22 protein-coding genes are annotated in these 22392 nt (G+C 70.0%); 12 read left to right on the forward strand and 10 right to left on the reverse strand.

Features of this window, described 5'->3' with window-relative positions; all coding sequences use genetic code 11:
* Positions 1-98 precede the first annotated feature (98 nt).
* The 4 genes from MTAB308_RS10220 to MTAB308_RS10235 all read left to right on the forward strand — a co-directional run bounded on the left by MTAB308_RS10220 (position 99) and on the right by MTAB308_RS10235 (position 5273).
* Positions 99-380, forward strand: coding sequence for a DUF1490 family protein (locus MTAB308_RS10220; protein ID WP_077099340.1), 282 nt, complete (start codon positions 99-101; stop codon positions 378-380).
* A 58-nt stretch (positions 381-438) separates the two neighbouring features.
* Positions 439-2535, forward strand: a complete 2097-nt coding sequence (gene ctpC, locus MTAB308_RS10225) for a manganese-exporting P-type ATPase CtpC (RefSeq protein WP_108637305.1) — start codon at positions 439-441, stop codon at positions 2533-2535.
* Positions 2536-2684: 149 nt separating this feature from the next.
* Positions 2685-3392, forward strand: coding sequence for a hypothetical protein (locus tag MTAB308_RS10230; protein WP_157900935.1), 708 nt, complete (start codon positions 2685-2687; stop codon positions 3390-3392).
* A gap of 12 nt (positions 3393-3404) precedes the next feature.
* Entirely contained in the window at positions 3405-5273 is a 1869-nt protein-coding gene (locus tag MTAB308_RS10235) for an ABC transporter ATP-binding protein (protein ID WP_077099343.1), read from the forward strand.
* A gap of 8 nt (positions 5274-5281) precedes the next feature.
* Here MTAB308_RS10235 and MTAB308_RS10240 read toward each other — a convergent pair whose 3' ends face one another.
* Both MTAB308_RS10240 and MTAB308_RS10245 read right to left on the reverse strand, forming a co-directional pair.
* Positions 5282-5938, reverse strand: coding sequence for a cation efflux transmembrane domain-containing protein (locus MTAB308_RS10240; protein ID WP_077099344.1), 657 nt, complete (start codon positions 5936-5938; stop codon positions 5282-5284).
* Between the two features lie 73 nt (positions 5939-6011).
* The gene (locus MTAB308_RS10245; RefSeq protein ID WP_077099345.1) at positions 6012-7616 is read right to left on the reverse strand and encodes an AMP-binding protein; all 1605 of its coding nucleotides are present in this window, start codon (positions 7614-7616) and stop codon (positions 6012-6014) included.
* A 111-nt stretch (positions 7617-7727) separates the two neighbouring features.
* Between MTAB308_RS10245 and MTAB308_RS10250 the strand changes: the two genes are divergently transcribed.
* Entirely contained in the window at positions 7728-8642 is a 915-nt protein-coding gene (locus tag MTAB308_RS10250; protein WP_077099346.1) for a class I SAM-dependent methyltransferase, read from the forward strand.
* Positions 8643-8653: 11 nt separating this feature from the next.
* Entirely contained in the window at positions 8654-9847 is a 1194-nt protein-coding gene (locus MTAB308_RS10255) for a CoA transferase (RefSeq protein ID WP_077099347.1), read from the forward strand.
* Positions 9848-9855: 8 nt separating this feature from the next.
* Here MTAB308_RS10255 and MTAB308_RS10260 read toward each other — a convergent pair whose 3' ends face one another.
* The 6 genes from MTAB308_RS10260 to MTAB308_RS10285 all read right to left on the reverse strand — a co-directional run bounded on the left by MTAB308_RS10260 (position 9856) and on the right by MTAB308_RS10285 (position 16257).
* Positions 9856-10305, reverse strand: a complete 450-nt coding sequence (locus tag MTAB308_RS10260; protein ID WP_077099348.1) for a response regulator — start codon at positions 10303-10305, stop codon at positions 9856-9858.
* Positions 10280-11836 carry a sensor histidine kinase gene (locus MTAB308_RS10265; protein ID WP_083746539.1) on the reverse strand — a complete coding sequence of 519 codons (1557 nt, stop codon included), beginning with the start codon at positions 11834-11836 and terminating at the stop codon, positions 10280-10282. Before MTAB308_RS10265 ends, MTAB308_RS10260 begins: the two co-directional genes overlap by 26 nt.
* A 71-nt stretch (positions 11837-11907) precedes the next feature.
* Positions 11908-13104 (reverse strand): PP2C family protein-serine/threonine phosphatase, encoded by a 1197-nt coding sequence (locus tag MTAB308_RS10270; protein WP_077099349.1) that lies wholly within the window; start codon positions 13102-13104, stop codon positions 11908-11910.
* A gap of 246 nt (positions 13105-13350) precedes the next feature.
* Positions 13351-14517 carry an acyl-CoA dehydrogenase gene (locus MTAB308_RS10275; RefSeq protein WP_077099350.1) on the reverse strand — a complete coding sequence of 389 codons (1167 nt, stop codon included), beginning with the start codon at positions 14515-14517 and terminating at the stop codon, positions 13351-13353.
* A gap of 14 nt (positions 14518-14531) precedes the next feature.
* A complete protein-coding gene (purE, locus tag MTAB308_RS10280; RefSeq protein WP_077099351.1) occupies positions 14532-15047 on the reverse strand; it encodes a 5-(carboxyamino)imidazole ribonucleotide mutase in 516 nt (171 codons plus the stop codon).
* Positions 15040-16257 carry a 5-(carboxyamino)imidazole ribonucleotide synthase gene (locus tag MTAB308_RS10285; RefSeq protein ID WP_083746496.1) on the reverse strand — a complete coding sequence of 406 codons (1218 nt, stop codon included), beginning with the start codon at positions 16255-16257 and terminating at the stop codon, positions 15040-15042. The genes purE and MTAB308_RS10285 overlap by 8 nt, the downstream gene beginning before the upstream one ends.
* A gap of 108 nt (positions 16258-16365) precedes the next feature.
* Between MTAB308_RS10285 and MTAB308_RS10290 the strand changes: the two genes are divergently transcribed.
* Positions 16366-17025, forward strand: coding sequence for a GtrA family protein (locus tag MTAB308_RS10290; RefSeq protein WP_077099352.1), 660 nt, complete (start codon positions 16366-16368; stop codon positions 17023-17025).
* On the opposite strand, the gene MTAB308_RS10295 is transcribed toward MTAB308_RS10290, so the two are convergent.
* Both MTAB308_RS10295 and MTAB308_RS10300 read right to left on the reverse strand, forming a co-directional pair.
* Positions 16980-17498 carry a PH domain-containing protein gene (locus tag MTAB308_RS10295; protein ID WP_077099353.1) on the reverse strand — a complete coding sequence of 173 codons (519 nt, stop codon included), beginning with the start codon at positions 17496-17498 and terminating at the stop codon, positions 16980-16982. The genes MTAB308_RS10290 and MTAB308_RS10295 overlap by 46 nt on opposite strands.
* Positions 17499-17517: 19 nt before the next feature.
* Positions 17518-18321 (reverse strand): biotin--[acetyl-CoA-carboxylase] ligase, encoded by an 804-nt coding sequence (locus tag MTAB308_RS10300; protein ID WP_077099354.1) that lies wholly within the window; start codon positions 18319-18321, stop codon positions 17518-17520.
* A gap of 51 nt (positions 18322-18372) precedes the next feature.
* Between MTAB308_RS10300 and MTAB308_RS10305 the strand changes: the two genes are divergently transcribed.
* From MTAB308_RS10305 to MTAB308_RS10325, 5 genes are all read left to right on the forward strand, one after another.
* The gene (locus MTAB308_RS10305) at positions 18373-20013 is read left to right on the forward strand and encodes an acyl-CoA carboxylase subunit beta (protein ID WP_077099355.1); all 1641 of its coding nucleotides are present in this window, start codon (positions 18373-18375) and stop codon (positions 20011-20013) included.
* On the forward strand, positions 20010-20249 hold the full coding sequence (locus tag MTAB308_RS10310; protein ID WP_077099356.1) for an acyl-CoA carboxylase subunit epsilon: 240 nt from the start codon (positions 20010-20012) through the stop codon (positions 20247-20249). Before MTAB308_RS10305 ends, MTAB308_RS10310 begins: the two co-directional genes overlap by 4 nt.
* Complete coding sequence (locus tag MTAB308_RS10315) at positions 20246-20899, forward strand: Maf family protein (protein ID WP_077099357.1); 654 nt, start codon at positions 20246-20248, stop codon at positions 20897-20899. The genes MTAB308_RS10310 and MTAB308_RS10315 overlap by 4 nt, the downstream gene beginning before the upstream one ends.
* Before the next feature lie 85 nt (positions 20900-20984).
* Entirely contained in the window at positions 20985-21878 is an 894-nt protein-coding gene (locus MTAB308_RS10320) for a sulfurtransferase (RefSeq protein WP_077099358.1), read from the forward strand.
* Entirely contained in the window at positions 21875-22294 is a 420-nt protein-coding gene (locus MTAB308_RS10325; RefSeq protein ID WP_077099359.1) for a SufE family protein, read from the forward strand. Before MTAB308_RS10320 ends, MTAB308_RS10325 begins: the two co-directional genes overlap by 4 nt.
* The last annotated feature ends 98 nt before the right edge of the window (positions 22295-22392 follow it).

A 22392-nucleotide genomic window follows, 5' to 3' on the forward strand; every position in this document is an offset into this window, starting at 1 on the left:
ATCGGACCGGCGCCCCCGACACATGTTGATATCGCAATATTTCGATGTTAACGTCGTGCGAGAATGGGCTGACGCGGCGACGACGGGAAGGCGAGGCGATGGCGGTGTACGGGCTCTTGGCGAAGGCGGCGGGCACGGTGGTCACCGGCCTGGTCGGCGTGACGGCCTACGAGGTGGTGCGCAAGGCCATGGCCAAGGCGCCGCTGCACGAGACGGCGGTGTCGGCGGCGGAGTTGGGCTTGCGCGGCACCCGCAAGGCCGAGGAGGCCGCCGAGTCGGCGCGCCTCAAGCTGGCCGACGTGATGGCCGAGGCCCGCGAACGCATCGGCGAAGAGGCGCCCACGCCCGCGGTCGCCGACGCCCACGAGCACGAGCACTGATCGCTTGACGCCGGCGGAAAGCCCCGCGCTGCATGTGGTTTCGGATGCGGCGGGGCGCATGCGGGTGTCGGTCGACTGGGTGCGGGGCGACTCGCGTCGTGCGGTGGCGGTCGAGGAGGCCGTAGCTCAGCAGCAGGGGGTGCGCGCCGTGCACGCGTACCCACGCACCGGCTCGGTGGTGGTCTGGTATTCGCCCCGGCGCGCCGATCGCCCCGCGGTGCTGGACGCGATCGGCGGCGCCGCCCACGTCGCCGCCGAGCTGATCCCGGCGCGCGCGCCGCATTCGTCGGAGATCCGCAACACCGACGTGCTGCGCATGGTGATCGGCGGCGCGGCGCTGGCCCTGCTCGGCGTGCGCCGCTACGTGTTCGCCCGGCCGCCGCTGCTTCCCCCGAGCGGCCGGCTGTTCGCCACCGGCGTCACCGTCTTCACCGGCTATCCGTTCCTGCGCGGGGCGCTGCGCTCGCTGCGCTCCGGCCGGGCCGGCACCGATGCCCTGGTGTCGGCGGCCACCGTGGCGAGCCTGGTGTTGCGGGAGAATGTCGTCGCCCTGACCGTGCTGTGGCTGCTCAACATCGGCGAGTACCTGCAGGACCTGACGCTGCGGCGCACCCGGCGGGCCATCTCGGAGCTGCTGCGCGGAACCCAGGACACCGCGTGGATCCGCCTGCCCGACGGGCAAGAGATCCAGGTCCCCATCGACAGCCTGCAGATCGGCGACGAGGTGGTGATCCACGACCACGTCGCGATACCCGTGGACGGCGAGGTGGTCGACGGCGAGGCGATCGTCGACCAGTCCGCGATCACCGGCGAAAACCTGCCCGTCAGCGTCACGGTCGCTTCGCGGGTGCACGCCGGCTCGGTCCTGGTGCGCGGACGGCTGGTGGTGCGCGCCCGGGCCGTCGGGAACCAGACCACCATCGGCCGCATCATCACCCGGGTCGAGGAGGCCCAGCACGACCGGGCGCCGATCCAGACCGTCGGCGAAAACTTCTCCCGCCGTTTCGTTCCCACGTCGTTCATCGTGTCCGCGATCACCCTGGCCGTCACCGGCGACGTGCGCCGGGCGATGACCATGCTGCTGATCGCGTGCCCGTGCGCGGTGGGACTGGCCACCCCGACCGCGATCAGCGCCGCGATCGGCAACGGCGCGCGCCGCGGCATCCTGATCAAGGGCGGCTCCCACCTCGAACAGGCGGGCCAGGTGGACGCGATCGTGTTCGACAAGACCGGCACCCTGACCGTCGGACGACCGGTGGTCACCAACATCGTTGCGATGCATAAGGATTGGCAGCCCGAACAAGTGCTCGCCTATGCGGCCAGCTCGGAGATCCACTCCCGGCACCCGCTGGCCGAGGCGGTGATCCGCTCCACCGAGGAACGCCACATCAGCATCCCGCCGCACGAGGAGTGCGAGGTGCTGGTGGGGCTGGGCATGCGGACCTGGGCCGACGGCCGGACCCTGCTGCTGGGCAGCCCGTCGCTGTTGCGCGCCGAAAAGGTGAAGGTGTCGAAGAAGGCCTCCGAGTGGGTGGACAAGCTGCGGCGCCGGGCCGAGACGCCGCTGCTGCTCGCCGTGGACGGCATTCTGGTCGGCCTGATCAGCCTGCGCGACGAGGTGCGCCCGGAGGCGGCCGACGTGCTGAATGAGTTGCGGGCCAACGGGATTCGCCGCATCGTGATGCTCACGGGCGACCACCCCGACATCGCCGAGGTGGTCGCCGCCGAGCTCGGCATCGACGAGTGGCGCGCCGAGGTGATGCCGGAGGACAAACTCACCACGGTGCGCGAGCTGCAGGACGAGGGCTTCGTCGTCGGCATGGTCGGCGACGGCATCAACGACGCCCCGGCGCTGGCCGCCGCCGACATCGGGATCGCCATGGGCCTGGCCGGTACCGATGTGGCCGTCGAGACCGCCGACGTGGCGTTGGCCAACGACGACCTGCATCGCCTGCTCGACGTGCGGGACCTGGGCGCGCGCGCCGTCGACGTCATCCGCGAGAACTATGGCATGTCCATCGCCGTCAACGCCGCCGGGCTGATCATCGGCGCGGGCGGCGCGCTCTCCCCCGTGCTGGCCGCGATCCTGCACAACGCGTCGTCGGTGGCGGTGGTGGCCAACAGCTCACGGTTGATCCGCTACCGCCTGGACTGAAATTCAAATAACAAACCCATAGCTTTTCACAGCGCCCCATAATTGTTCGCGCCGAATTTCGTCGGTAGTGTCCGGTGGCAGCTACGGAATTCCCTGCCGCGGAATGCCTTCCGTAATTGCTTTTCGGCCGGATTGGAACGGAGAAAATGATGCTCACCTTGCGCGACCATGATGTCGATGATTATGCGGCGTTACGCGACATGGACAGCACCGATGTGGGTGTGCTGGACCAGGCCGACCGCGCCTGTCTCGACGAATTGGGAGAATATCTCGTCTCCAGCGACACTTGGCGGCGATTCTCGATCTGGCTGCTGCACAAACACTTTGAACCGGACTCCGGAGAAGTCTTCGCGGAAAGGGTCGTCACGGCGCCCCGCGGAACGCGAACCGCGCCCGTCGCGCGGTGCACCGCGCCGGACTTGAGCGCGACATCGATGCGGTTCGACGCCGACGTCAGCGCCGGCCTCGGGATCACCGGCATGGAGTTCGCCGCCCCGGCCGACTTCGGCTCCTCCGCGGCGGTGAGTGCCGACGACGAGCCCGTCCTGGCCGGCATCGCCGAACGGCTGCGGGCCCATGGCAAAACGGAACGATTTGGCGTGCGGCTCATCCGCAACCCGCTCGGCCTGTCCGACGACGAAGTGCTCCTCGAAACCTGCGACATCGCGCAGCGCACCCTGCACTGCAGGGTCGGCGCGCGGGGCGCCACCGCCAACGCCGTCGAGACGACCTGGCAATGGCGGCCGGGCCCCGGCAAGTTCGGGCCCGCGGTGCATCGGTACTGCCTCAATCAGTGCACCATGGACGCGGGCAACAACCATTTCATCACGGGCCACACCAACTACCCGGACTCCTAACCGCCGCGCGCCGTGACGGCCCCGCTGCAGTCCCACGATTTCACCGGCTCCGCGATCAGGCTGCTGAAACGGCTTGGCCCGCAACGCGAGCGCGTCGGCGCCGTCCTCGTGCTGGCGGTGATCGCGGTGGCGACCGCGGCGGCTGGCCCGCGGGTCCTGGGGCACGCCACCGACCTGATCTTCGAGGGCGTCATCGGCCGCCGGCTGCCCGCGGGAATCACGAAGGATCAGGCCGTCGCGGCCGCTCGCGCCCGCGGTGAATCCACCTACGCCGACTTGTTGTCCGGCATGAACGTCGTGCCCGGCAGGGGCGTCGACTTCGGCGCGGTCGGCCGCACGCTGGCGCTCGCGATGGTCCTGTATCTGTCTGCGGCACTGCTGGTTTGGCTTCAGGCCCGGCAGCTGAACGCGATCGTGCAGCGCACCATGAAGGCGCTGCGTTGCGATGCCGAGGACAAGGTGCACCGGTTGCCGCTGTCCTACTTCGACGGCCGGCAGCGCGGCGAATTGTTGAGCCGGGTCACTAACGACATCGACAACGTGCAGACGTCCCTGTCGACCATCCTCGGCCAGGCGGTGTCCGCGGTGCTGACGGCGGTGGCCGCCGTCGCGATGATGGCCGCGATCGCGCCGCTGCTGGCCGGCATCGTCCTGTTGACCGTGCCGCTTTCCCTCGCCGCGACCCGGGCGATCGTCCGGCGGTCGCGGCGGCTGTTCGTCGACCAGTGGATCAACACCGGACGGCTCAGCGCCCACCTCGAGGAAACCTACAGCGGTTTCACCGTGGTCAAGACGTTCGGGCACCGCGCCGAGGCGCTACGGCGGTTCCGCGAGCTCAACGACGAGTTATACCGGACCAGTTTCGGCGCCCAGTTCTTCTCGGGCCTGGTATCGCCGGCGATGACGTTCGTCGGCAACCTCGGCTACGTGGCGGTGGCGGTCGTCGGTGGCGTGCAGGTGGCGACCGGCCGGATCACTCTCGGCAGCATCCAGGCCTTCGTGCAATACGCGCGTCAGTTCAACCAGCCGCTCGCCGCGGTCGCCGCCATGTACAACACGGTGCAGTCCGGGATGGCCAGCGCCGAGCGGGTTTTCGAGCTGCTCGACGAGCCCGAGGAAGCACCGGATGGTGGGCCGGCACTGGCGCAGTCCGGCGGGGAGCCGCGCGGGCGGGTCGAGTTCCGGCATGTGAGTTTCTCCTACCGCCCGGGCACCCCGGTGATCAACGACCTGTCCCTGGTCGCCGAACCGGGCAGCACGATCGCGATCGTCGGGCCGACGGGGGCGGGCAAGACCACGCTGGTGAACCTGCTCATGCGCTTCTACGAGGTCGATTCGGGCGAGATCCTGGTCGACGGTGTCGACATCGCGTCGGTGAGCCGGCGCTCGTTGCGGTCGCGGATCGGCATGGTGCTGCAGGACGCCTGGTTGTTCGACGGGACGATCGCGGAAAACATCGCCTACGGGCGACCGGGCGCGAGCGAAGCGGACGTGGTCGCGGCCGCCGGGGCGGCCCACCTGGACCAGTTGGTGCGCACCCTGCCCGACGGTTACCAGACCCAGCTGCACAACAACGGCGACAACGTCAGCGCCGGCGAGCGGCAGCTCATCACCATTGCGCGAGCCGTTCTCGCCCGCCCGCAGCTGCTGATCCTCGACGAGGCAACCAGTTCGGTCGACAGCCGCACCGAACTGCTCATTGCGCGCGCGATATCGGCGCTTCGTCACAACCGCACGAGTTTCGTCGTCGCCCACCGGCTTTCGACCATCCGCGGTGCCGACCACATCCTGGTGGTGGAGGCGGGCCAGGTCGTCGAGCAGGGCAACCACACCGAGCTGCTGGCCCGCCGGGGCGCCTACTACCGGATGACGCGAGCCTGACCCCCCGATCAGCAGCCGCAGTCCTGGCCGCGCCAGGCCCGGACGCCCTGCCAGGCCGCGACGCCGGCGATACCGAGTCCCACGGCGGGGTCGACCCACCAACCGCCCGGCCAAAACCCCGTCAGCGCAAGGGTGATCAGGACCCCGGCGGCCTGCGCGCCGCACAGGTAGTTCTGCATCCCTTCGGCCTCCGTGGCCCCGGAATCCAGCCGCGCGCCGAGCCGGCGGTTGGCCCGGCCGAGAATCGGCATCAGCAGCAACCCGAAGGCCGTCAACCCGATGCCGATGACCGACACCTCGGCGTGGTGCGCAGCGGCCAGGTCATGCAGGGATTCGGCGGCGATGTACGGCGCGGTGAGCCAGAACGACACGGCGACGCCGCGTTGTGCGCGCCGCTCGGCGACCGGCGAGGAGGCGCGCGCGCCGCTGAACCGCCACACCACCATCGCGCTGGCGAGGGCCTCCGACGCCCCGCCCAGGGCCCATCCGGTCAGCGCGACGGAGCCGACGGCCAGTCCCTGCCACAAGCCGATGGCGCCCTCGACGAGCACCACCGCCAGGCCGATCCAGGCCAGCCGCCGGGCCCACCCGGCGCTGCGCTGCCACCCGGCGTCGCGCGCCGCGACGACGCCGCATTCGTCGGCGATGAGGGGAAAAGTGGTCATGGCGCGAGGCTAGCGACGGCGGGGCGGGGACGCGCCCTGCACACGCCGCCGTAACACAACCGTGTCTAGGCGGTCACACGGGCAGCAGCCGTTTGAGCACCTTCCCGCCGGCGTTGCGCGGCAGCGCGTCGACGAACACCACGTCCCGCGGAACCTTGAAGCGGGCCAGGCGATTTCGGATGTACTCCTTGACGTCGCGCTCGGTCAGGGAGGCGTCCGGGCGCGCCACGACGTAGGCGCGCAGCCGCTGCCCGAACTCCTCGTCGCTGACGCCGAGGACCGCGGCGTCGAGGATGCCGGGGTGCTGCACCAGCGCCTCTTCGACCTCGCCGGGGTAGACGTTCTCCCCGCCGGAGACGATCATCTCGTCGTCGCGCCCGTCGATGAACAGCCGGCCGGCGGCGTCGAAGTGGCCGACGTCGCCGGTGGCCATCAGGCCCCGGATCGACTCCTTGGTGCCGCCGCCGGTGTAGCCCTCGAAGGCCAGCACGTTGCCGACGAAGATGCGCCCGGGCGTCCCGGCGGGGACCTCGCGCCCGTCGGCGGCGAAAACCTTGACCACCGAGCCGGGCACCACCGCGCCCACACATCCCGGCGCGACGGCCAGGTCGGCGGGCGTGGCGATGGTGGCGTAGGCGACCTCGGTGGAGCCGTACATGTTGTAGACGACGGGCCCCAGGTCCCGCAGGGCCCGGGTGGCGAGCGCGGCACCCAGCTGGGATCCGCCGACGAACACGATGCGCAGCGACGACAGGTCACGCTCGGCCAGGGCCGCCCAGCCCAGGTCGAGGATGCGCCGCAGCATGACCGGCACGACGATCATGGCGCTGGCCCGATGCGCGGCCACGCTGTCCAGGGCCTGTTCGGCATCGAAGTGGCGATGCAGCACCAGCGTCGAGCCCAGCACCATCGCGTACATCGCGTGGCTGAATCCCATCGAATGAAACAGCGGCACGCAGCATTCGGTGACTTCCCGCCCCCGGAACGGCACCTTGCCGAGCAGGCCGCCGACCGGTATCAGCGAGTAGGGCTCCGAGCGCAGGGCGCCCTTGGGGACCCCGGTCGTCCCGCTGGTGGAGATGACGATCTTGGGCCGGCCACCGGAGCGGGGCGGCGGGCCCGGATCGCCGCGCTCGATCAGGGTGTCCAGGGTGTCGGTACCCGGCGCGTCGGCCCAGGCCCGAAAGCGACCCAACCGCGGACGGACTTCGGCGACCGCGGCGGCGTACTCGTCGTCGTACACCAGGAGGTCGGCGCCCTCGCGGGCCAGCATCTCGGCGAGCTGCGTGGGGCCGAAGCCGGTGTTGAGCAGCAGGATCTCGGCGCCGCACTTGGCGGCCGCGTACACCGCGTCCAGGAAGCCCCGGTGATTGCCCGTCAGGATGGCCACGCTCGCGCCCGGGCCCAGCCCGAGCCGGCGCCACTCGTTGGCCAGCGCGTTGGTCCGCGCGTCCAACTCGCCGAAAGTCGTCGGACCGCGCTCATCGATGAGCGCCAGGCCGTCGCGGTCTCGGGCGGCGGCGATCACCGTCGCCGCGCCCATCAGGCCGTAGCGGTCGAGCGCCCGCAGCACCGCCGCGATCCGGCCGGGCGGGATCAATCGCAACCCCCCCGACCGGGCGTACATCAGCAGCGACGCGGTTTCCAATTCGAGACGCCGGAGCGTGTGCGCGGTCATAGACCCGACTCTGCCGATCGGTCGCGGCGCCGTTTAGGGCGCAACGCCACCGGCGGCGGGGCCTTTGGTCACCGTTATTGTGGCTAACGAGTAGACCGGGGAAGGGATGAGATGGCGCGCACCGACAACGACACCTGGGACCTGGCGACCAGCGTGGGAGCCACCGCGACCATGGTGGCCGCGGGCAGGGCCCGGGCCACCCGGGACGCGCTGATCGACGACCCGTTCGCCGAGCCGCTGGTGCGGGCGGTGGGGGTGGACTTCATGACCCGCTGGGCCACCGGCGAATTGAGCTCCGCGGACGTCGACGTTCCCGGCGCCCCGTGGGGCATGCAGCGCATGACCGACATGATGGCCGCCCGCACCCGCTTCATCGACGCGTTCTTCGCCGAGGCCGGCGAAGCGGGCATCCGTCAGGTCGTCATCCTGGCTTCGGGCCTGGACGCCCGCGCCTACCGGCTGCCCTGGGCGGCGGGCACGACGGTGTTCGAGGTCGACCAACCCGAAGTCATCGCGTTCAAGTCCGCCACCATCTCCGAGCTCGGCGCCACGCCCGCGGCCGACCTGCGGGCCGTGCCGATCGACCTGCGCCACGACTGGCCGTCGGCGCTGCGGCGGGCCGGATTCGACACCGGGCGGCCGGCCGCCTGGGCCGCCGAGGGCCTGCTCGGGTTCCTGCCGGCCGAGGCCCAGGACCGGCTGCTCGATCAGGTCACGCAGCTCAGCGCCGACGACAGCCGGCTGGTGGCCGAGGTGTTCTGGAACACCGGGGTCAGCGGGGATGCGCTGAACGCCGCGAGCGAGAAGTGGCGGGAGAACGGCCTCGACATCGCCCTGGGCGAGCTGGGCTTCCCCGGCGAGCGCAACGACGTGGCGGCCTACCTGGCCGACCGCGGCTGGCGGCCGGTCCGCACGCCGTTGAATCGGCTGTTGGCCGACAACGGATTACCGTTGCAGCCCGAGGGCCCCGACGCGCCGTTCGCCAGGAACTACTACTGCACCGCGGTGCTGCACAAGGCGGGTTAAGGAAGGCCGACATGCCAAACGCCACGCCCCCCAAGCCCCTGGACGGCTACCGGGTGCTCGACTTCACCCAGAACATCGCCGGGCCGCTGGCCGGGCAGGTGCTGGCCGACCTGGGTGCCGAGGTGATCAAGGTCGAGGCCCCCGGCGGCGAGGCGGCCCGGCAGATCACCGTGGTGTTGCCCGGGCGCCCGCCGCTGCCCACGCTGTTCTGGCCGCACAACCGGGGCAAGAAATCGCTGGCGGTCGATTTGACCTCGGACGACAACAGGCAGCAGATACTGCGGCTGGCCGACACGGCCGACGTCGTCCTGGAGGGGTTTCGCCCCGGCGTGATGGAGCGCCTGGGGCTGGGGCCCGACGACCTGCGGTCGCGCAATCCCAGGCTGATCTACGCGCGCCTGTCGGCCTACGGCGGCAACGGCCCGCACGGCAGCAGGCCGGGCGTCGACCTGATGGTCGCCGCCGAATCGGGCATGACCACCGGGATGCCCACGCCGACGGGCAAGCCGCAGATCATCCCGTTCCAACTCGTCGACGCCGCCAGCGGCCACGTGCTGGCCCAGGCGGTGCTGGCCGCGCTGCTCAACCGGGAGCGGCACGGGGTGGCCGAGATCGTCCGGGTCGCGATGTACGACGTCGCGGTCGCGCTGCAGGCCAGTCAGCTCACCATCCACCTGAACAAGCCGAGCGAGGCGCCCAAGCCCGACCCGGAGCCAAAAGCGAAGAAGCGCAAGGGGGTTGGGTTCGCCACCCAGCCGTCGGACGCCTTCAAAGCCGCGGACGGCTACCTGGTGATCAGCGCCTACGTGCCCAAGCACTGGGCGAAGCTGTGCCAGATCATCGGCCGCCCGGATTTGGCGGAGGACGAGCGGTTCATCGATCAGCGGTCGCGCGCAATGAATTACCCGGAACTGACCGAGGAACTCGAGTCGGCGCTGGCGGCCAAGACCGCCGCCGAATGGGTTGAGCTGCTGCAGGAGGGCGGCCTGATGGCCTGCCTGGCCTACACCTGGAAGCAGGTGGTCGACACCCCCCTGTTCGCCGAGAACGAGCTGGCCCTTCGGCTCGGCAGCGGTGAGGGGGCCATCACCGTGGTCCGCATGCCCGCGCGCTACTCGAGCTTCGACGCCGCGGCCACCGATCCGCCGCCCGCCCCCGGGCAGCACAACGAGGAGTTCCTCACCGCGCCGGAACCCGCCTCCTAGCCCGGGTCTTACATGCCCGGGAGCCGCACCACCTGAACGAAGAACTCGTCGATCTGGCGGACCGCGCTCATGAACTGGTCGAGGTCGACCGGCTTGGTGACATAGGCGTTGGCGTGCAGTTCGTAGCTGCGCAGGATGTCCTCCTCGGCCGAGGAGGTCGTCAGCACTACCACCGGGATGCGGGCCAGGTCCGGGTCGGACTTGACCTTCTCCAGCAGCTGCCGGCCGTCGTATTTCGGCAGGTTCAGGTCGAGCAGAATCAGGTCGGGCCGCGGCGCACCCTCGAATCGGCCGCGGCGGTAGAGGAAGTCCAAGCCCTCCTCCCCGTCGTGCGCGACGTGCAGGTTGTTCTTGAGCTTGTTGTGCTCGAACGCCTCCCGGGTGATGAGCTCGTCGCCCGGATCGTCTTCGACGAGCAGGATTTCGATCGCCCTACCGGCCGACGTCGTTGATGACAACGTGGTTTCCTTCCGAGGTGACTGGTCTTGCCGCGCCCGCACCCACCGGCGCGGGAATCGGCAGGGTGAACTGGAATCGGGTTCCGTCCTGATAGGACGTGTCGACCCAGATCGTGCCGCCGTGGTGCTCGACGATCTTCTTGCACAGCGCAAGGCCGACACCGGTCCCGGAGTACACCTCGCGGCCATGCAGGCGCTGGAAGATCACGAAGACCTTCTCAATGAACTCCTCGGCGATGCCAATGCCGTTGTCCGACACCGACAATAACCACTCGTCACCGTGTTCGCCGGTGCGGCGTTCGCAGTCGATGACGACGCGGGGCCGGCGATCCTTGTGCCGGAACTTGATCGCATTGCCGATCAGGTTCTGCCACAGCATCGTCAGCAGGGTGGGATCCCCGATGACCTGCGGAAGGGGCTGAGGTGGCCGCACGATCTCGGCGCCGGTTTCCTCGATCGCGGCGGCGAGGTTGGCGACGCCGGCGTCCAGCGCCGCGTCTAGTTCGACTTCGGTTTCCGACGTGCCCAGCCGGCCGACGCGCGAGAAGGTGAGCAGGTCGTTGATCAGCACCTGCATGCGCTTGGCCCCGTCGACGGCGAATCCGATGTATTCGAGTCCGCGGCCGTCGAGCTGGTCGCCGTATCGCTTTTCGAGCAGCTGGCAGAACGAGGCGACCTTGCGCAGCGGTTCCTGCAGATCATGCGACGCGACGTAGGCGAACTGCTCCAGTTCGGCGTTCGAGCGCCGCAATTCGGCCGCCTGTTCGTCCAGAAGCGTTCGGGCCGAGCGGGATACCTCGAGCTCTTCGACGAGCCGTTCCCGCATGTTCTCCACGTCGATGGCCATGTCGCGGATGTCCCGGGGACGCTGCGGGGGCGTAATGGTTTCGTCGAAGCTGCCCCGGGTGATCCGCCGGCATGCGGCGGCCAGGGCGGCGATCGGGCGCGTGACGGCGTCGCGCATCAAAATCCCCAGCGCCGCGGCGGTGCCGAAGAACACCAGCACCATCGCCCCCAGCACCCTGTCCCGCCAGGCGTCGGTGTGCCGGAGGTCGTCGACCGCGCGGTCGCGCGCCGCGGCGAGGTTCGCGTTTTGCGTGTCGAAAAGGGCACGCAGGTGGTCGAATTCGGCCTTGCCGCGCTCGGCCGCCGGGCGGTTGGTGACATTCCGGCCATTCGGGGCCACGCTGTCGATCGACGGCTCGGCATAGCTGGCCCGCCAGTTAGCGGCCGCCTTCTCGACCCCGTCGAGATCCGCGATCAGGTCGGGCCGCTGGCTCAGCCGGCGCCGCATTTCCGCGGCGGCCGCCTGCTCCTCGTGTTGCCCGTCGTAGTACGGGGTGAGGAACTGGCGATCGTCGGTGATCACGTAACCGCGAATCCCCGTTTCCTGGTCCCGCAGCGCCGCCTGCAGCTGGCCGGCGGCCACCCGCGCCGGTGCAATGCCGTCGATCACGGCACGGGTCATCTGGTCGGTGCGCTGCAGCAACGCCCAACCGATGATCGCGCCGGCGAGCACCATCACGCCCATCGTCAAGAGGACCAGGAACTGCCAGCCGCGCACGGTGAGCTGCGCCAGGCGCGGCGCCCGCCGGGCGGCGCTCACGCCGTCGTCCGCTCGACGCGCACCACGGCGATGTCATCGGTGAGCCCGCCGCGCGGCTCGGCGAGGAGCTGGGCCCCGTCGATCAACGCGTCGACGAACGCCGGGCCGGGCAGGTGCGCGTGCCCGCGCGCCAGCCCGAGCAAGCCGTCCTCGCCCAGCCGCTGGTTGCCCTCGCCGGAGTAGCCCTCGAAGAGCCCGTCGGTCAGCAGGAGCAGGCCCTGGCCCGCCGGTAGGTCCAGGTCGTGCCGCGGCCAGTCGTCGGCGCGCAGGCCCAGCGCCGGCCCGGCCGGGGGCTCGACCCATTCGACCGAGCCGGCGACCGCGTTCTGCAGCAGCATCCCCGGATGACCGGCGCGCACCACGGTGACGCGCGGGCCGTCGGGGTGAATCGCCAGGCTGAGCACCGTCGCGAAGATGCCCGTCCCGGTTCGTTCCGAGTGCAGCACCCGTTCGAGCTGCCGCATCGCCTCCACGCCGTGCACGCCGGCAAAGGTGAGCGCACGAAACGCGATGCGCAGCGCCGCGCCCAGGGCCGCCTCGTGCGGTCCGTGGCCGGCGACGTCGCCGATGAGGACGTGCACCACCCGGTCGGGCGTCTGCACGACGTCGTAGAAGTCGCCGCACAACAACGCGTCCTCGCGGCTGGGGCGGTACCGGGCGACGATGTCGACGCCGGGCTCCTCCAGCAGCAGCGGCGAGGGCAGCAGGCCGCGTTCCAGCAGCGCGTTTTCGCGGGCGCGTAGCCGGCTGGCATGCAGGTCGGCGGAAATGAGCTCGGCCCGTTTGCGCTCGATCGCGTAAAGCAGCGCGCGCCGCAGCATTTCGGGCTCGACGCGCCCCTTGACCAGGTAGTCCTGCGCTCCGGCCGCGACCGCGGAAGCCCCGAAGTATTCGTCGTTGAGCCCGGTCAGCACGACGATCGGCACGGTGGCGTCGCGCTTGGCGATGCGGTCCAGCGCGTCCATCCCGCTGGCGTCGGGCAGGTGCAGGTCGAGCAGCACGCAGTCGGGCCGGGCCGTCGCGAGCTCGCGCTCCGCGTGCGCCATCGACTGCGCCCAGGTCACCCGGATATCGGCGACCGCGTCCGCGATCAGATCTTCGACGAGCACCGCGTCGGCGCGGTCGTCCTCAACCAACAACAACGACAATGACCGCCAATGGGCGGCCGGGGCGACTGGAGCACGCACGGGCATCAATTTCCGGTCATCCGAGATGCGCCTGGGTGGCCGCGTTTTTCACATAGACCCCCTGGCCGCGGTAAGACCCTTTGCTGTCTAACGAAGGTCGATGGATGTCGGTGCCTGCTTACCGACTCTGGGTTCGGTCTCACCAGTCCAAATGGTTGCCGACGGCGATCCTATTCGGTGCGCCCGTGAGTTCCCAAGAGGGCCTCGGGTTTGTCGGGCCCACGCGCATAAACCAGGCGTCGGCACGGTTTGTCAGCGCAACAGCGCCCGCGACATCACCACGCGCTGAATCTGATTGGTGCCCTCGTAGATCTGGGTGATCTTGGCGTCGCGCATCATCCGCTCGACCGGGAAGTCGGTGGTGTAGCCCGCGCCGCCGAACAGCTGGACCGCATCGGTGGTCACCTCCATCGCCACGTCGGAGGCGAAGCACTTCGAGGCCGCCGAGATGAAGCCGAGGTTGGATTCGCCCCGCTCGGCGCGCGCGGCCGCCTGGTAGACCATCATCCGCGCGGCCTCCACCTTCATCGCCATGTCGGCCAGCATGAACTGCACCGCCTGGAAGCTGCTGATCGACTCGCCGAACTGCTTGCGGTCCTTGGTGTAGGCGATCGCGGCGTCCACCGCGCCCTGGGCGATGCCCACGGCCTGGGCGCCGATGGTGGGGCGGGTGTGGTCCAGCGTGGCCAGCGCCGTCTTGAAGCCGGTGCCCGGCTCGCCGATGATGCGGTCGCCGGGGATGCGGCAGTTCTCGAAGTAGAGTTCGGTGGTCGGGGAGCCCTTGATGCCGAGCTTGCGCTCCTTCGGCCCGACGGTGAACCCCTCGTCGTCGCGGTGCACCATGAACGCCGAGATGCCGTTGGCGCCCTTGTCCGGGTCGGTCACCGCCATCACGGTGTACCAGCTCGACTCGCCGCCGTTGGTGATCCAGCACTTGGCGCCGTTGAGGATCCAGTCGTCGCCGTCGGCCTTGGCCCGGGTCCGCATCGATCCCGCGTCGCTGCCGGCCTCGCGCTCGCTCAAGGCGTAGGACGCCATCGTCCCGCCGGCGATGGCCGGCAGGACCTGCTTCTTCAACTCGTCGGAGCCCCGCAGGATCAGGCCCATGGTGCCCAGCTTGTTCACCGCCGGGATCAACGACGCCGAGGCGTCCACCCGGGCGACCTCTTCGATCACGATGCACGCCGCCACCGAGTCCGCGCCCTGCCCGCCGTACTCCTCGGGCACGTGCACGGCGTTGAACCCCGAGGCGTTCAGCGCCTCCAGTGCCTCCCGCGGGAACCGCGCGTTCTCGTCGACGTCGGCCGCGTGCGGAGCGATCTCCTTCTCCGCCAGCGCGCGAATCGCCGCCCGCAACTCCTGGTGTTCCTCGGGCAACTGGAACAAATCGAACGACGGGTTTCCGGCCCATCCAGCCATGACATTCTCCTTAACTACTGGCCGGTAACTTTACCCTGGCGCTCCTGCAGCGCCGCGTCCTTGGCCCGCACGGTCTCGGCAAGGCCCTCCTGGAACGCCACCATCCGCGCCCGCAGTGCCGGGTCGGAGGACGCCAGGATGCGCACGGCCAGCAGCCCCGCGTTGCGGGCGCCGCCGATGGAAACCGTGGCCACGGGAACGCCGGCGGGCATCTGCACGATCGACAGCAGGGAGTCCAACCCGTCCAGGCGGGCCAGCGGCACCGGCACCCCGATCACCGGCAGCGGCGTGGCGGAGGCGACCATCCCGGGCAGGTGGGCGGCGCCCCCGGCGCCGGCGATGATCACCTGCAGGCCGCGGTCGGCCGCGCCGCGGGCGTAGTCGAACATCGCCTGGGGCGTGCGATGCGCCGAGACCACCCGGACCTCGGCGGGTATGCCGAACTCGGCGAGCGCCTCGGCGGCGTCGGACATCACCGACCAGTCGCTGTCGCTGCCCATGATCACCCCGACGCGAGGAGCGTTAGCCATGCGGATCCCATCCGTCCGTCCACTGCCCGTGTGACAACCAGTGTGCCGCCAACTCGGCGCGCTCACGCAGCCTGGGGAGTTCCGCCGGGTCGGCACCCAGGAAGTTGACGTGCCCGACCTTGCGTCCGGGCCGTTCGGCCTTGCCATAAAGGTGGACGCGGGCGTCGGGCATCCGCGCGAACAGGTGGTGCAGCCGCTCGTCGGCGGACATCGCGGGCTGCTCCGCGGCGCCGAGGACGTTGGCCATCACCGTCACCGGCGCGATGGCGTCGGTGTCGCCGAGCGGATAGTCCAGCACCGCGCGCAGGTGCTGCTCGAACTGGCTGGTGCGCGCGCCGTCCATGGTCCAGTGCCCGGAATTGTGCGGCCGCATCGCGAGCTCGTTGACGAGCAGGCCGCCGCCCGCCGTCTCGAACAGCTCGACCGCCAGCACACCGACCACGCCCAGCTCGGCGGCCAACCGCAGCGCGAGCCGCTGGGCCGCCGAGGCGACGTCGCCGGGCAGGTCCGGCGCCGGCGCGATCACCTGCACGCAGATCCCGTCCCGCTGCACCGTCTCCACGACCGGCCACGCGGCGCCCTGCCCGAACGGCGAGCGCGCCACCAGCGCCGACAGCTCGCGGCGCATGTCCACCTGCTCCTCGGCCATCACCGGCACCCCCTCGGCGAGGAAGCTCTCGGCGATTTCGCGGGCGTGCGACGGGTCGCGGGCCATCCGCACCCCGCGCCCGTCGTAACCGCCACGGACCGCTTTGACGACCACGGGGCCGCCCATCGAGCGCGCGAAGGCATCGAGTTCGTCGACGCTGCGGATCTCGGCATACCGCGGCACGGGCGCGCCGAGGGCCTCCAGGCGCCGCCGCATCACCAGCTTGTCCTGGGCGTGCACCAGGGCCTGCGGCGGCGGCGCGACGTTGACGCCCTCGGCGACCAGCTTCTCCAGCAGCTCGGCGGGGACGTGCTCGTGGTCGAACGTGAGCACGTCGGCCCCGGCGGCGACCCGGCGCAGGTCCTCGAGATCGGTGTGCGAACCGATCACCACGTCGGGGGTGACCTGCGCGGCCGATTCGTCGGGGGCGGTGGCCAGCACCCGCAGCGTCTGGCCCAGCGCGATCGCGGCCTGGTGGGTCATCCGCGCCAGCTGCCCGCCGCCGACCATCGCCACGGAAGGGGTTCGGGAAGGACGGCGTCTGCTCGGCACGGCCATCATCGTGTCACGGCCCGCGGTGTCGGCTTAAGGCGTGGTGACCGGCCGGTAAGCCCGATCGTTAGGTAACATTTTGCGTCGATTTCGAGTCCGTCCGTACACTGACGTGTTGTGTCCTTCGCCGATGCCGCAATCTCGCGCTTGCCCGAGGCCTTTCAGCCGTATTTGCTGCGCCATCACGAGCTGATCAAATTCGCGATCGTCGGCGGCACCACGTTCATCATCGACTCGGCGATTTTCTACACGCTGAAGCTGACGGTTCTCGAGCCCAAGCCGGTCACCGCCAAGGTCATCGCGGGCATCGTCGCGGTGATCGCGTCCTACGTCCTGAACCGGGAGTGGAGCTTCCGCGACCGCGGCGGCCGCGAGCGCCACCACGAGGCGCTGCTGTTCTTCGCGTTCAGCGGCGTGGGCGTGCTGCTTTCCATGGCGCCGCTGTGGGTCTCGAGCTACGTCCTGCAGCTGCGGGTGCCGACGGTGTCGCTGACCGTGGAGAACATCGCGGACTTCATCTCGGCCTACATCATCGGCAACCTGCTGCAGATGGCGTTCCGCTTCTGGGCGTTCCGGCGCTGGGTGTTCCCCGATGAATTCGCCCGCAACCCCGACAAGGCGCTGGAATCCGCGCTGACCGCCGGGGGTTTCGCGGAGGTGCTCGAGGACGAGCTCGAGGTCGGGAACGTGACGCTGCTGCGGTCGTGGCGGAAAAGGGCGAGCCGGTTCGGTCAGCTCGGCGACTCCTCAGAACCCAGGGTGTCGAAAACCTCGTGATATAGCAGCGAGTGCACCTCGCGCAGCCGCGGAATGTCGTAGAACTCCAACGGATCCTGTGACGCCGACTCGATGATCAGCGTGCCGGTGCGAAACATCCGCTCGGTGAGCTTGTCCCGGAATTCCACGCTGTTGATCCGCGCCAACGGGATGTCGATGCCGCTGCGGGTCAGCACCCCGTGCCGGAACATCACGCGCCGGCTGGTGACGACGAAATGCGTTGTCAGCCAATCCAGGAACGGCCACAGCGTCAGCCAGCCGACGATCACCAGCCAGATCCCCCAGATGACCCCGTAGATGATGTTCTTGGCGAGCTGCTCCCAGTGCGTCGAGTTGAGATAGCCGGATCCGAACGCGGCCAGCGCCGTCGCCAGCACCAGGACCACGACGGGGGTGATCAGGCGCTTCCAGTGCGGGTGGCGGTGCAGGACGACCTGCTCGCCGGCGGCCAGGGCGTTGTCCGGATAGCTCACGTGAGCGAAGCTACCGCCGCTAGCGCAGATGCACCACGTCACCGGCCGAAACGACGACCGTTTGGCCCCCGGCCTCGAGACACAGCCTGCCCTGGTCGTCGACGGCGGTCGCGGTGCCGACGACCTCCTTGCCGCCGGGCAGCTGGGCGCGCACGGCGTGGCCGATGGTCAGGCTGCGGGCCCGGTAGTCGGCCGCCAGCGCCCAGTCGGCGCCGCGCGCGGCCCGCCAGCCCACGATCCGCCTGCCGAGTTCGGTCAGCACCGCGCACACCAGCCGGTGGCGGTCGGGCGCGGTGACGCCGAGGTCGAAAAGCGACGTCGCCCCGGGGCCGTCGATTTCGTCGGGGGCCTGAGTCACGTTGAGCCCCAAGCCAATTACCACGACCGGCCGCGCGACCTCGGCGAGGATGCCCGCCAGCTTCCCCCCGTCCGCCAAGACGTCGTTGGGCCACTTGAGGCCCGCCAGCACCCCGGTCACCTGCCGGATGGCGTCGACGATCGCCACGCCCGTGGCCAGCGACAGCCAGCCCCACCCCTCGGTGGGCACGTCGACGATGCTGACGCCCATCGACATCGTGATCTGGGCTCGCGGGGTGGCCGACCAGCCGCGGCCGTGCCGCCCGCGTCCGGCCGTCTGGTGCTCGGCGATCAGCACCGCCCCGGCGACGTCGGTCCCGGCGGCCGCGCGCGCCAGCAGGTCGGCGTTCGTGGATCCGGTCCGCTCCACGACGTCGAGCTGCCGCCAGCCCAGGCCGGTCCCGATCAGCTCGGCGCGCAGCGCGGCCTGATCCAACGGTTGCCGAAGCGAATCGCGATCCGTCACTCCACCCAGCCTAAAACTGCGGCGTCGGGCCTGCCGATACCATCGAGTCCCATGACAAGCACTACCGACCACACCGCCGAGCCCGCCGCCGAGCACACCATCGACATCCACACCACCGCGGGCAAGCTGGCCGAGCTGCACAAGCGGCGCGAAGAGTCGCTGCACCCGGTGGGCGAAGAGGCCGTCGAGAAGGTGCACGCCAAGGGCAAGCTGACCGCCCGCGAGCGCATCTACGCCCTGCTGGACGAGGACTCCTTCGTCGAGCTCGACGCGCTGGCCCGGCACCGCAGCAGCAACTTCGGCCTGGAGGCCAACCGCCCGCTCGGTGACGGCGTGGTCACCGGGTACGGCACCATCGACGGCCGCGACGTGTGCATCTTCAGCCAGGACGCCACGGTGTTCGGCGGCAGCCTGGGCGAGGTCTACGGCGAGAAGATCGTCAAGGTCCAGGAGCTGGCCCTCAAGACCGGCCGCCCGCTGATCGGCATCAACGACGGCGCCGGCGCGCGGATCCAGGAGGGCGTCGTCTCGCTGGGCCTGTACAGCCGGATCTTCCGCAACAACATCATCGCGTCCGGGGTCATCCCGCAGATCTCGCTGATCATGGGCGCCGCCGCGGGCGGGCACGTCTACTCGCCCGCGCTGACCGACTTCGTGGTCATGGTCGACCAGACCAGCCAGATGTTCATCACCGGGCCCGACGTCATCAAGACGGTCACCGGCGAGGACGTCACCATGGAGGAGCTCGGCGGCGCCCACACGCACATGGCCAAGTCGGGCACCCTGCACTACGTCGCGTCCGGCGAGCAGGACGCCTTCGACTGGGTGCGCGATTTGCTGAGCTACCTGCCGCCCAACAACGCCACCGACCCGCCGCGCTACGCCGTGCCCGCCCCCGACGGCGCCATCGAAGAGAACCTCACCGACGAGGACCTCGAGCTGGACACGCTGATCCCGGACTCCCCCAACCAGCCCTACGACATGCACGAGGTGATCACCCGGATCCTCGACGACGACGAGTTCCTGGAGATCCAGGGCGGTTACGCGCAGAACATCGTCGTCGGGTTCGGCCGCATCGAGGGCCGGCCGGTCGGGATCGTGGCCAACCAGCCCACGCAGTTCGCCGGCTGCCTGGACATCAACGCCTCGGAGAAGGCGGCCCGCTTCGTGCGGACCTGCGACTGCTTCAACATCCCGATCATCATGCTGGTGGACGTCCCGGGCTTCCTGCCGGGCACCGGCCAGGAATACAACGGCATCATCCGCCGCGGCGCCAAGCTGCTGTTCGCCTACGGCGAGGCCACGGTGCCCAAGATCACCGTCATCACCCGCAAGGCCTACGGCGGCGCCTACTGCGTGATGGGCTCCAAGGACATGGGCTGCGACGTCAACCTGGCCTGGCCGAGCGCCCAGATCGCCGTGATGGGCGCCTCGGGCGCGGTGGGCTTCGTCTACCGCAAGCAGCTGGCCGAGGCCGCCCGCAACGGCGAGGACGTCGACACGCTGCGGCTGCGGTTGCAGCAGGAGTACGAGGACACCCTGGTCAACCCCTACGTCGCGGCCGAGCGCGGCTACGTCGACGCGGTGATCCCGCCGTCGTACACCCGCGGGTACATCGGCACGGCGCTGCGCCTGCTGGAACGCAAGATCGCCCACCTGCCGCCCAAGAAGCACGGGAACATTCCGCTATGACAGACGACACCTCGCACCCCCACGCGCACGAGCCGCACATCCAGGTCCTCAAGGGCAAGCCGACCGACGAGGAGCTGGCCGCGCTGGTCGCCGTGCTGGGCGGCGTCGGCGGCGGCGTCCCCGAGCCCGCCGAGCCGGAGCGCACCCGCTGGGGGCTCCCCGTCGACCGGCTGCGGTATGCGATGTCCAACTACCAGCGCCTCACCATGCAGCAGATGACGCACATGAAGCTGTGACCCGCCTGGTGCTGGGGTCAGCCTCTTCGGGTCGCCTGAAGGTGCTGCGCCAGGCCGGCGTCGATCCGCTGGTCGTGGTGTCCGGCGTCGACGAGGATGCGATCACCGCGAGTCTGGGACCGGGCGCCTCGCCCGCCGAGGTGGTGTGCGCCCTGGCGGCCGCCAAGGCCGAGCGGGTGACCGGCGACCTGGACGCCGCCGTCGCGGCGGATTGCGTTGTGCTCGGCTGTGATTCGATGCTCTCGGTCGACGAGCGGCTGTGCGGCAAGCCCGGCTCGGCCGAGGCCGCCTTACGCCAGTGGCGCCTGATGGGCGGCCGGTCCGGGCGGTTGCACACCGGGCACTGCCTGCTGCGGCTGAGCGACGGCACCATCACCGGCCGCGAGGTCGAATCCGCTTGCACCACGGTGCATTTCGCGTCTCCGACCGAGGCGGACCTGCGGGCCTACGTCGCGGCCGGCGAGCCGCTGGGCGTGGCGGGCGGATTCACCCTGGACGGGCTGGGCGGCTGGTTCGTCGACGGGATCGACGGGGACCCGTCGAACGTGATCGGCGTGAGCCTGCCGCTGCTGCGCGCACTGCTGGGCCGGGTGGGCGTGTCGGTGGCCGCGCTGTGGGCGGCCGGGCCCTCCCATCTCCGCGAGACATAATCCATTGCGACGCGCCGCGGCGTGTCGTCGCAAACGTTTATGTGTCGCTGCATGGGCTTTCGGCGCCAGCGGTAGGCTCGGAGACGTGTCATTACCCGCCGATCCACACCCCTCCCTGACGGAATACGCCCACCCCGAACGGCTCGTCACGGCCGACTGGCTGTCGGCCAACATGGGCGCCCCCGGCCTGGTGATCGTCGAGTCCGACGAGGACGTGTTGCTCTACGACGTCGGCCACATCCCCGGCGCGGTCAAGATCGACTGGCACACCGACCTCAACGACCCGAGGGTCCGCGACTACATCGACGGCGAGCAGTTCGCGGAATTGATGGACCGCAAGGGCATCGCCCGCGACGACACCGTGGTGATCTACGGCGACAAGAGCAACTGGTGGGCGGCCTACGCGCTGTGGGTCTTCACGCTGTTCGGCCACCCCGACGTCCGCCTCCTCAACGGCGGGCGCGACCTGTGGCTGGCCGAGCGCCGCGAGACCACCCTGGACGTCCCGACCAGGACGTCGACCGGCTACCCCGTGGTGCAGCGCAACGACGAGCCCATCCGCGCCTACAAGGACGACGTGCTGGCCATCCTGGGCAGCGAGCCGCTGATCGACGTGCGCTCGCCCGACGAGTACACGGGCAAGCGCACCCACATGCCCGAGTACCCCGAGGAGGGCGTGCTGCGCGGCGGGCACATCCCCACCGCCCGGTCGATCCCGTGGGCCAAGGCCGTCGACGAGAGCGGCCGGTTCCGCAGCCGCGCGGAGCTCGAAGAGCTCTACGGCTTCCTGCAGCCGGACGACAGGACCGTCGTCTATTGCCGCATCGGCGAGCGTTCCAGCCACACCTGGTTCGTGCTCACGCATCTGCTGGGCAAGCCCGGGGTCCGCAACTACGACGGATCGTGGACCGAGTGGGGCAACACGGTGCGCGTGCCGATCGTCGCGGGCCCCGAACCGGGGGCCGTGCCGGTCCCATGAGCATGCCCGCGCCCCTGGCCGAGGTGGTGTCCGACTTCGCCGAGGTCCAGGGCCAGGACAAGCTGCGGCTGCTGCTGGAGTTCGCCAACGAGCTGCCCGCGCTGCCCCCGGAGTTGGCGGAGGCCGCGATGGAGCCGGTGCCCGAATGCCAGTCGCCGCTGTTCCTGCACGTCGACGCCAGCGACCCGGACCGGGTGCGGCTGCACTTCAGCGCGCCCGCCGAGGCGCCGACCACACGGGGGTTCGCGTCGATCCTGGCCGCCGGTCTCGACGAACAACCCGCAGCCGACATCCTGGCGGTGCCCGAGGATTTCTACACCGATCTGGGCCTGGCCGCTCTGATCAGCCCGCTGCGGCTGCGCGGCATGTCAGCGATGCTGGCCCGGATCAAGCGCCGCCTGCGCGAGGCGGCCTGACCACAAACGGATTGGAGACCGGGTTTCAGGGCGCACGGCGCGCCGCATAAACTTCCCCGGACAAGACTTGTAAGAAAATCTCTTAGAGACGAAGACGT

The organism is Mycobacterium terramassiliense (assembly GCF_900157385.1).
GTDB lineage: Bacteria > Actinomycetota > Actinomycetes > Mycobacteriales > Mycobacteriaceae > Mycobacterium > Mycobacterium terramassiliense.

What these genes read in the sequence shown, in the direction of transcription:
- MTAB308_RS10220 (WP_077099340.1), top strand. Translation starts at nt 99, where the DNA reads ATGGCGGTGTACGGGCTCTTGGCGAAGGCGGCGGGCACGGTGGTCACC.
- ctpC (WP_108637305.1), top strand. Translation starts at nt 439, where the DNA reads ATGCGGGTGTCGGTCGACTGGGTGCGGGGCGACTCGCGTCGTGCGGTG.
- MTAB308_RS10230 (WP_157900935.1), top strand. Translation starts at nt 2,685, where the DNA reads ATGCTCACCTTGCGCGACCATGATGTCGATGATTATGCGGCGTTACGC.
- MTAB308_RS10240 (WP_077099344.1), bottom strand. Translation starts at nt 5,938, where the DNA reads ATGACCACTTTTCCCCTCATCGCCGACGAATGCGGCGTCGTCGCGGCG.
- MTAB308_RS10245 (WP_077099345.1), bottom strand. Translation starts at nt 7,616, where the DNA reads ATGACCGCGCACACGCTCCGGCGTCTCGAATTGGAAACCGCGTCGCTG.
- MTAB308_RS10250 (WP_077099346.1), top strand. Translation starts at nt 7,728, where the DNA reads ATGGCGCGCACCGACAACGACACCTGGGACCTGGCGACCAGCGTGGGA.
- MTAB308_RS10255 (WP_077099347.1), top strand. Translation starts at nt 8,654, where the DNA reads ATGCCAAACGCCACGCCCCCCAAGCCCCTGGACGGCTACCGGGTGCTC.
- MTAB308_RS10265 (WP_083746539.1), bottom strand. Translation starts at nt 11,836, where the DNA reads ATGGGCGTGATGGTGCTCGCCGGCGCGATCATCGGTTGGGCGTTGCTG.
- MTAB308_RS10270 (WP_077099349.1), bottom strand. Translation starts at nt 13,104, where the DNA reads ATGCCCGTGCGTGCTCCAGTCGCCCCGGCCGCCCATTGGCGGTCATTG.
- MTAB308_RS10275 (WP_077099350.1), bottom strand. Translation starts at nt 14,517, where the DNA reads ATGGCTGGATGGGCCGGAAACCCGTCGTTCGATTTGTTCCAGTTGCCC.
- purE (WP_077099351.1), bottom strand. Translation starts at nt 15,047, where the DNA reads ATGGCTAACGCTCCTCGCGTCGGGGTGATCATGGGCAGCGACAGCGAC.
- MTAB308_RS10285 (WP_083746496.1), bottom strand. Translation starts at nt 16,257, where the DNA reads ATGATGGCCGTGCCGAGCAGACGCCGTCCTTCCCGAACCCCTTCCGTG.
- MTAB308_RS10305 (WP_077099355.1), top strand. Translation starts at nt 18,373, where the DNA reads ATGACAAGCACTACCGACCACACCGCCGAGCCCGCCGCCGAGCACACC.
- MTAB308_RS10310 (WP_077099356.1), top strand. Translation starts at nt 20,010, where the DNA reads ATGACAGACGACACCTCGCACCCCCACGCGCACGAGCCGCACATCCAG.
- MTAB308_RS10325 (WP_077099359.1), top strand. Translation starts at nt 21,875, where the DNA reads ATGAGCATGCCCGCGCCCCTGGCCGAGGTGGTGTCCGACTTCGCCGAG.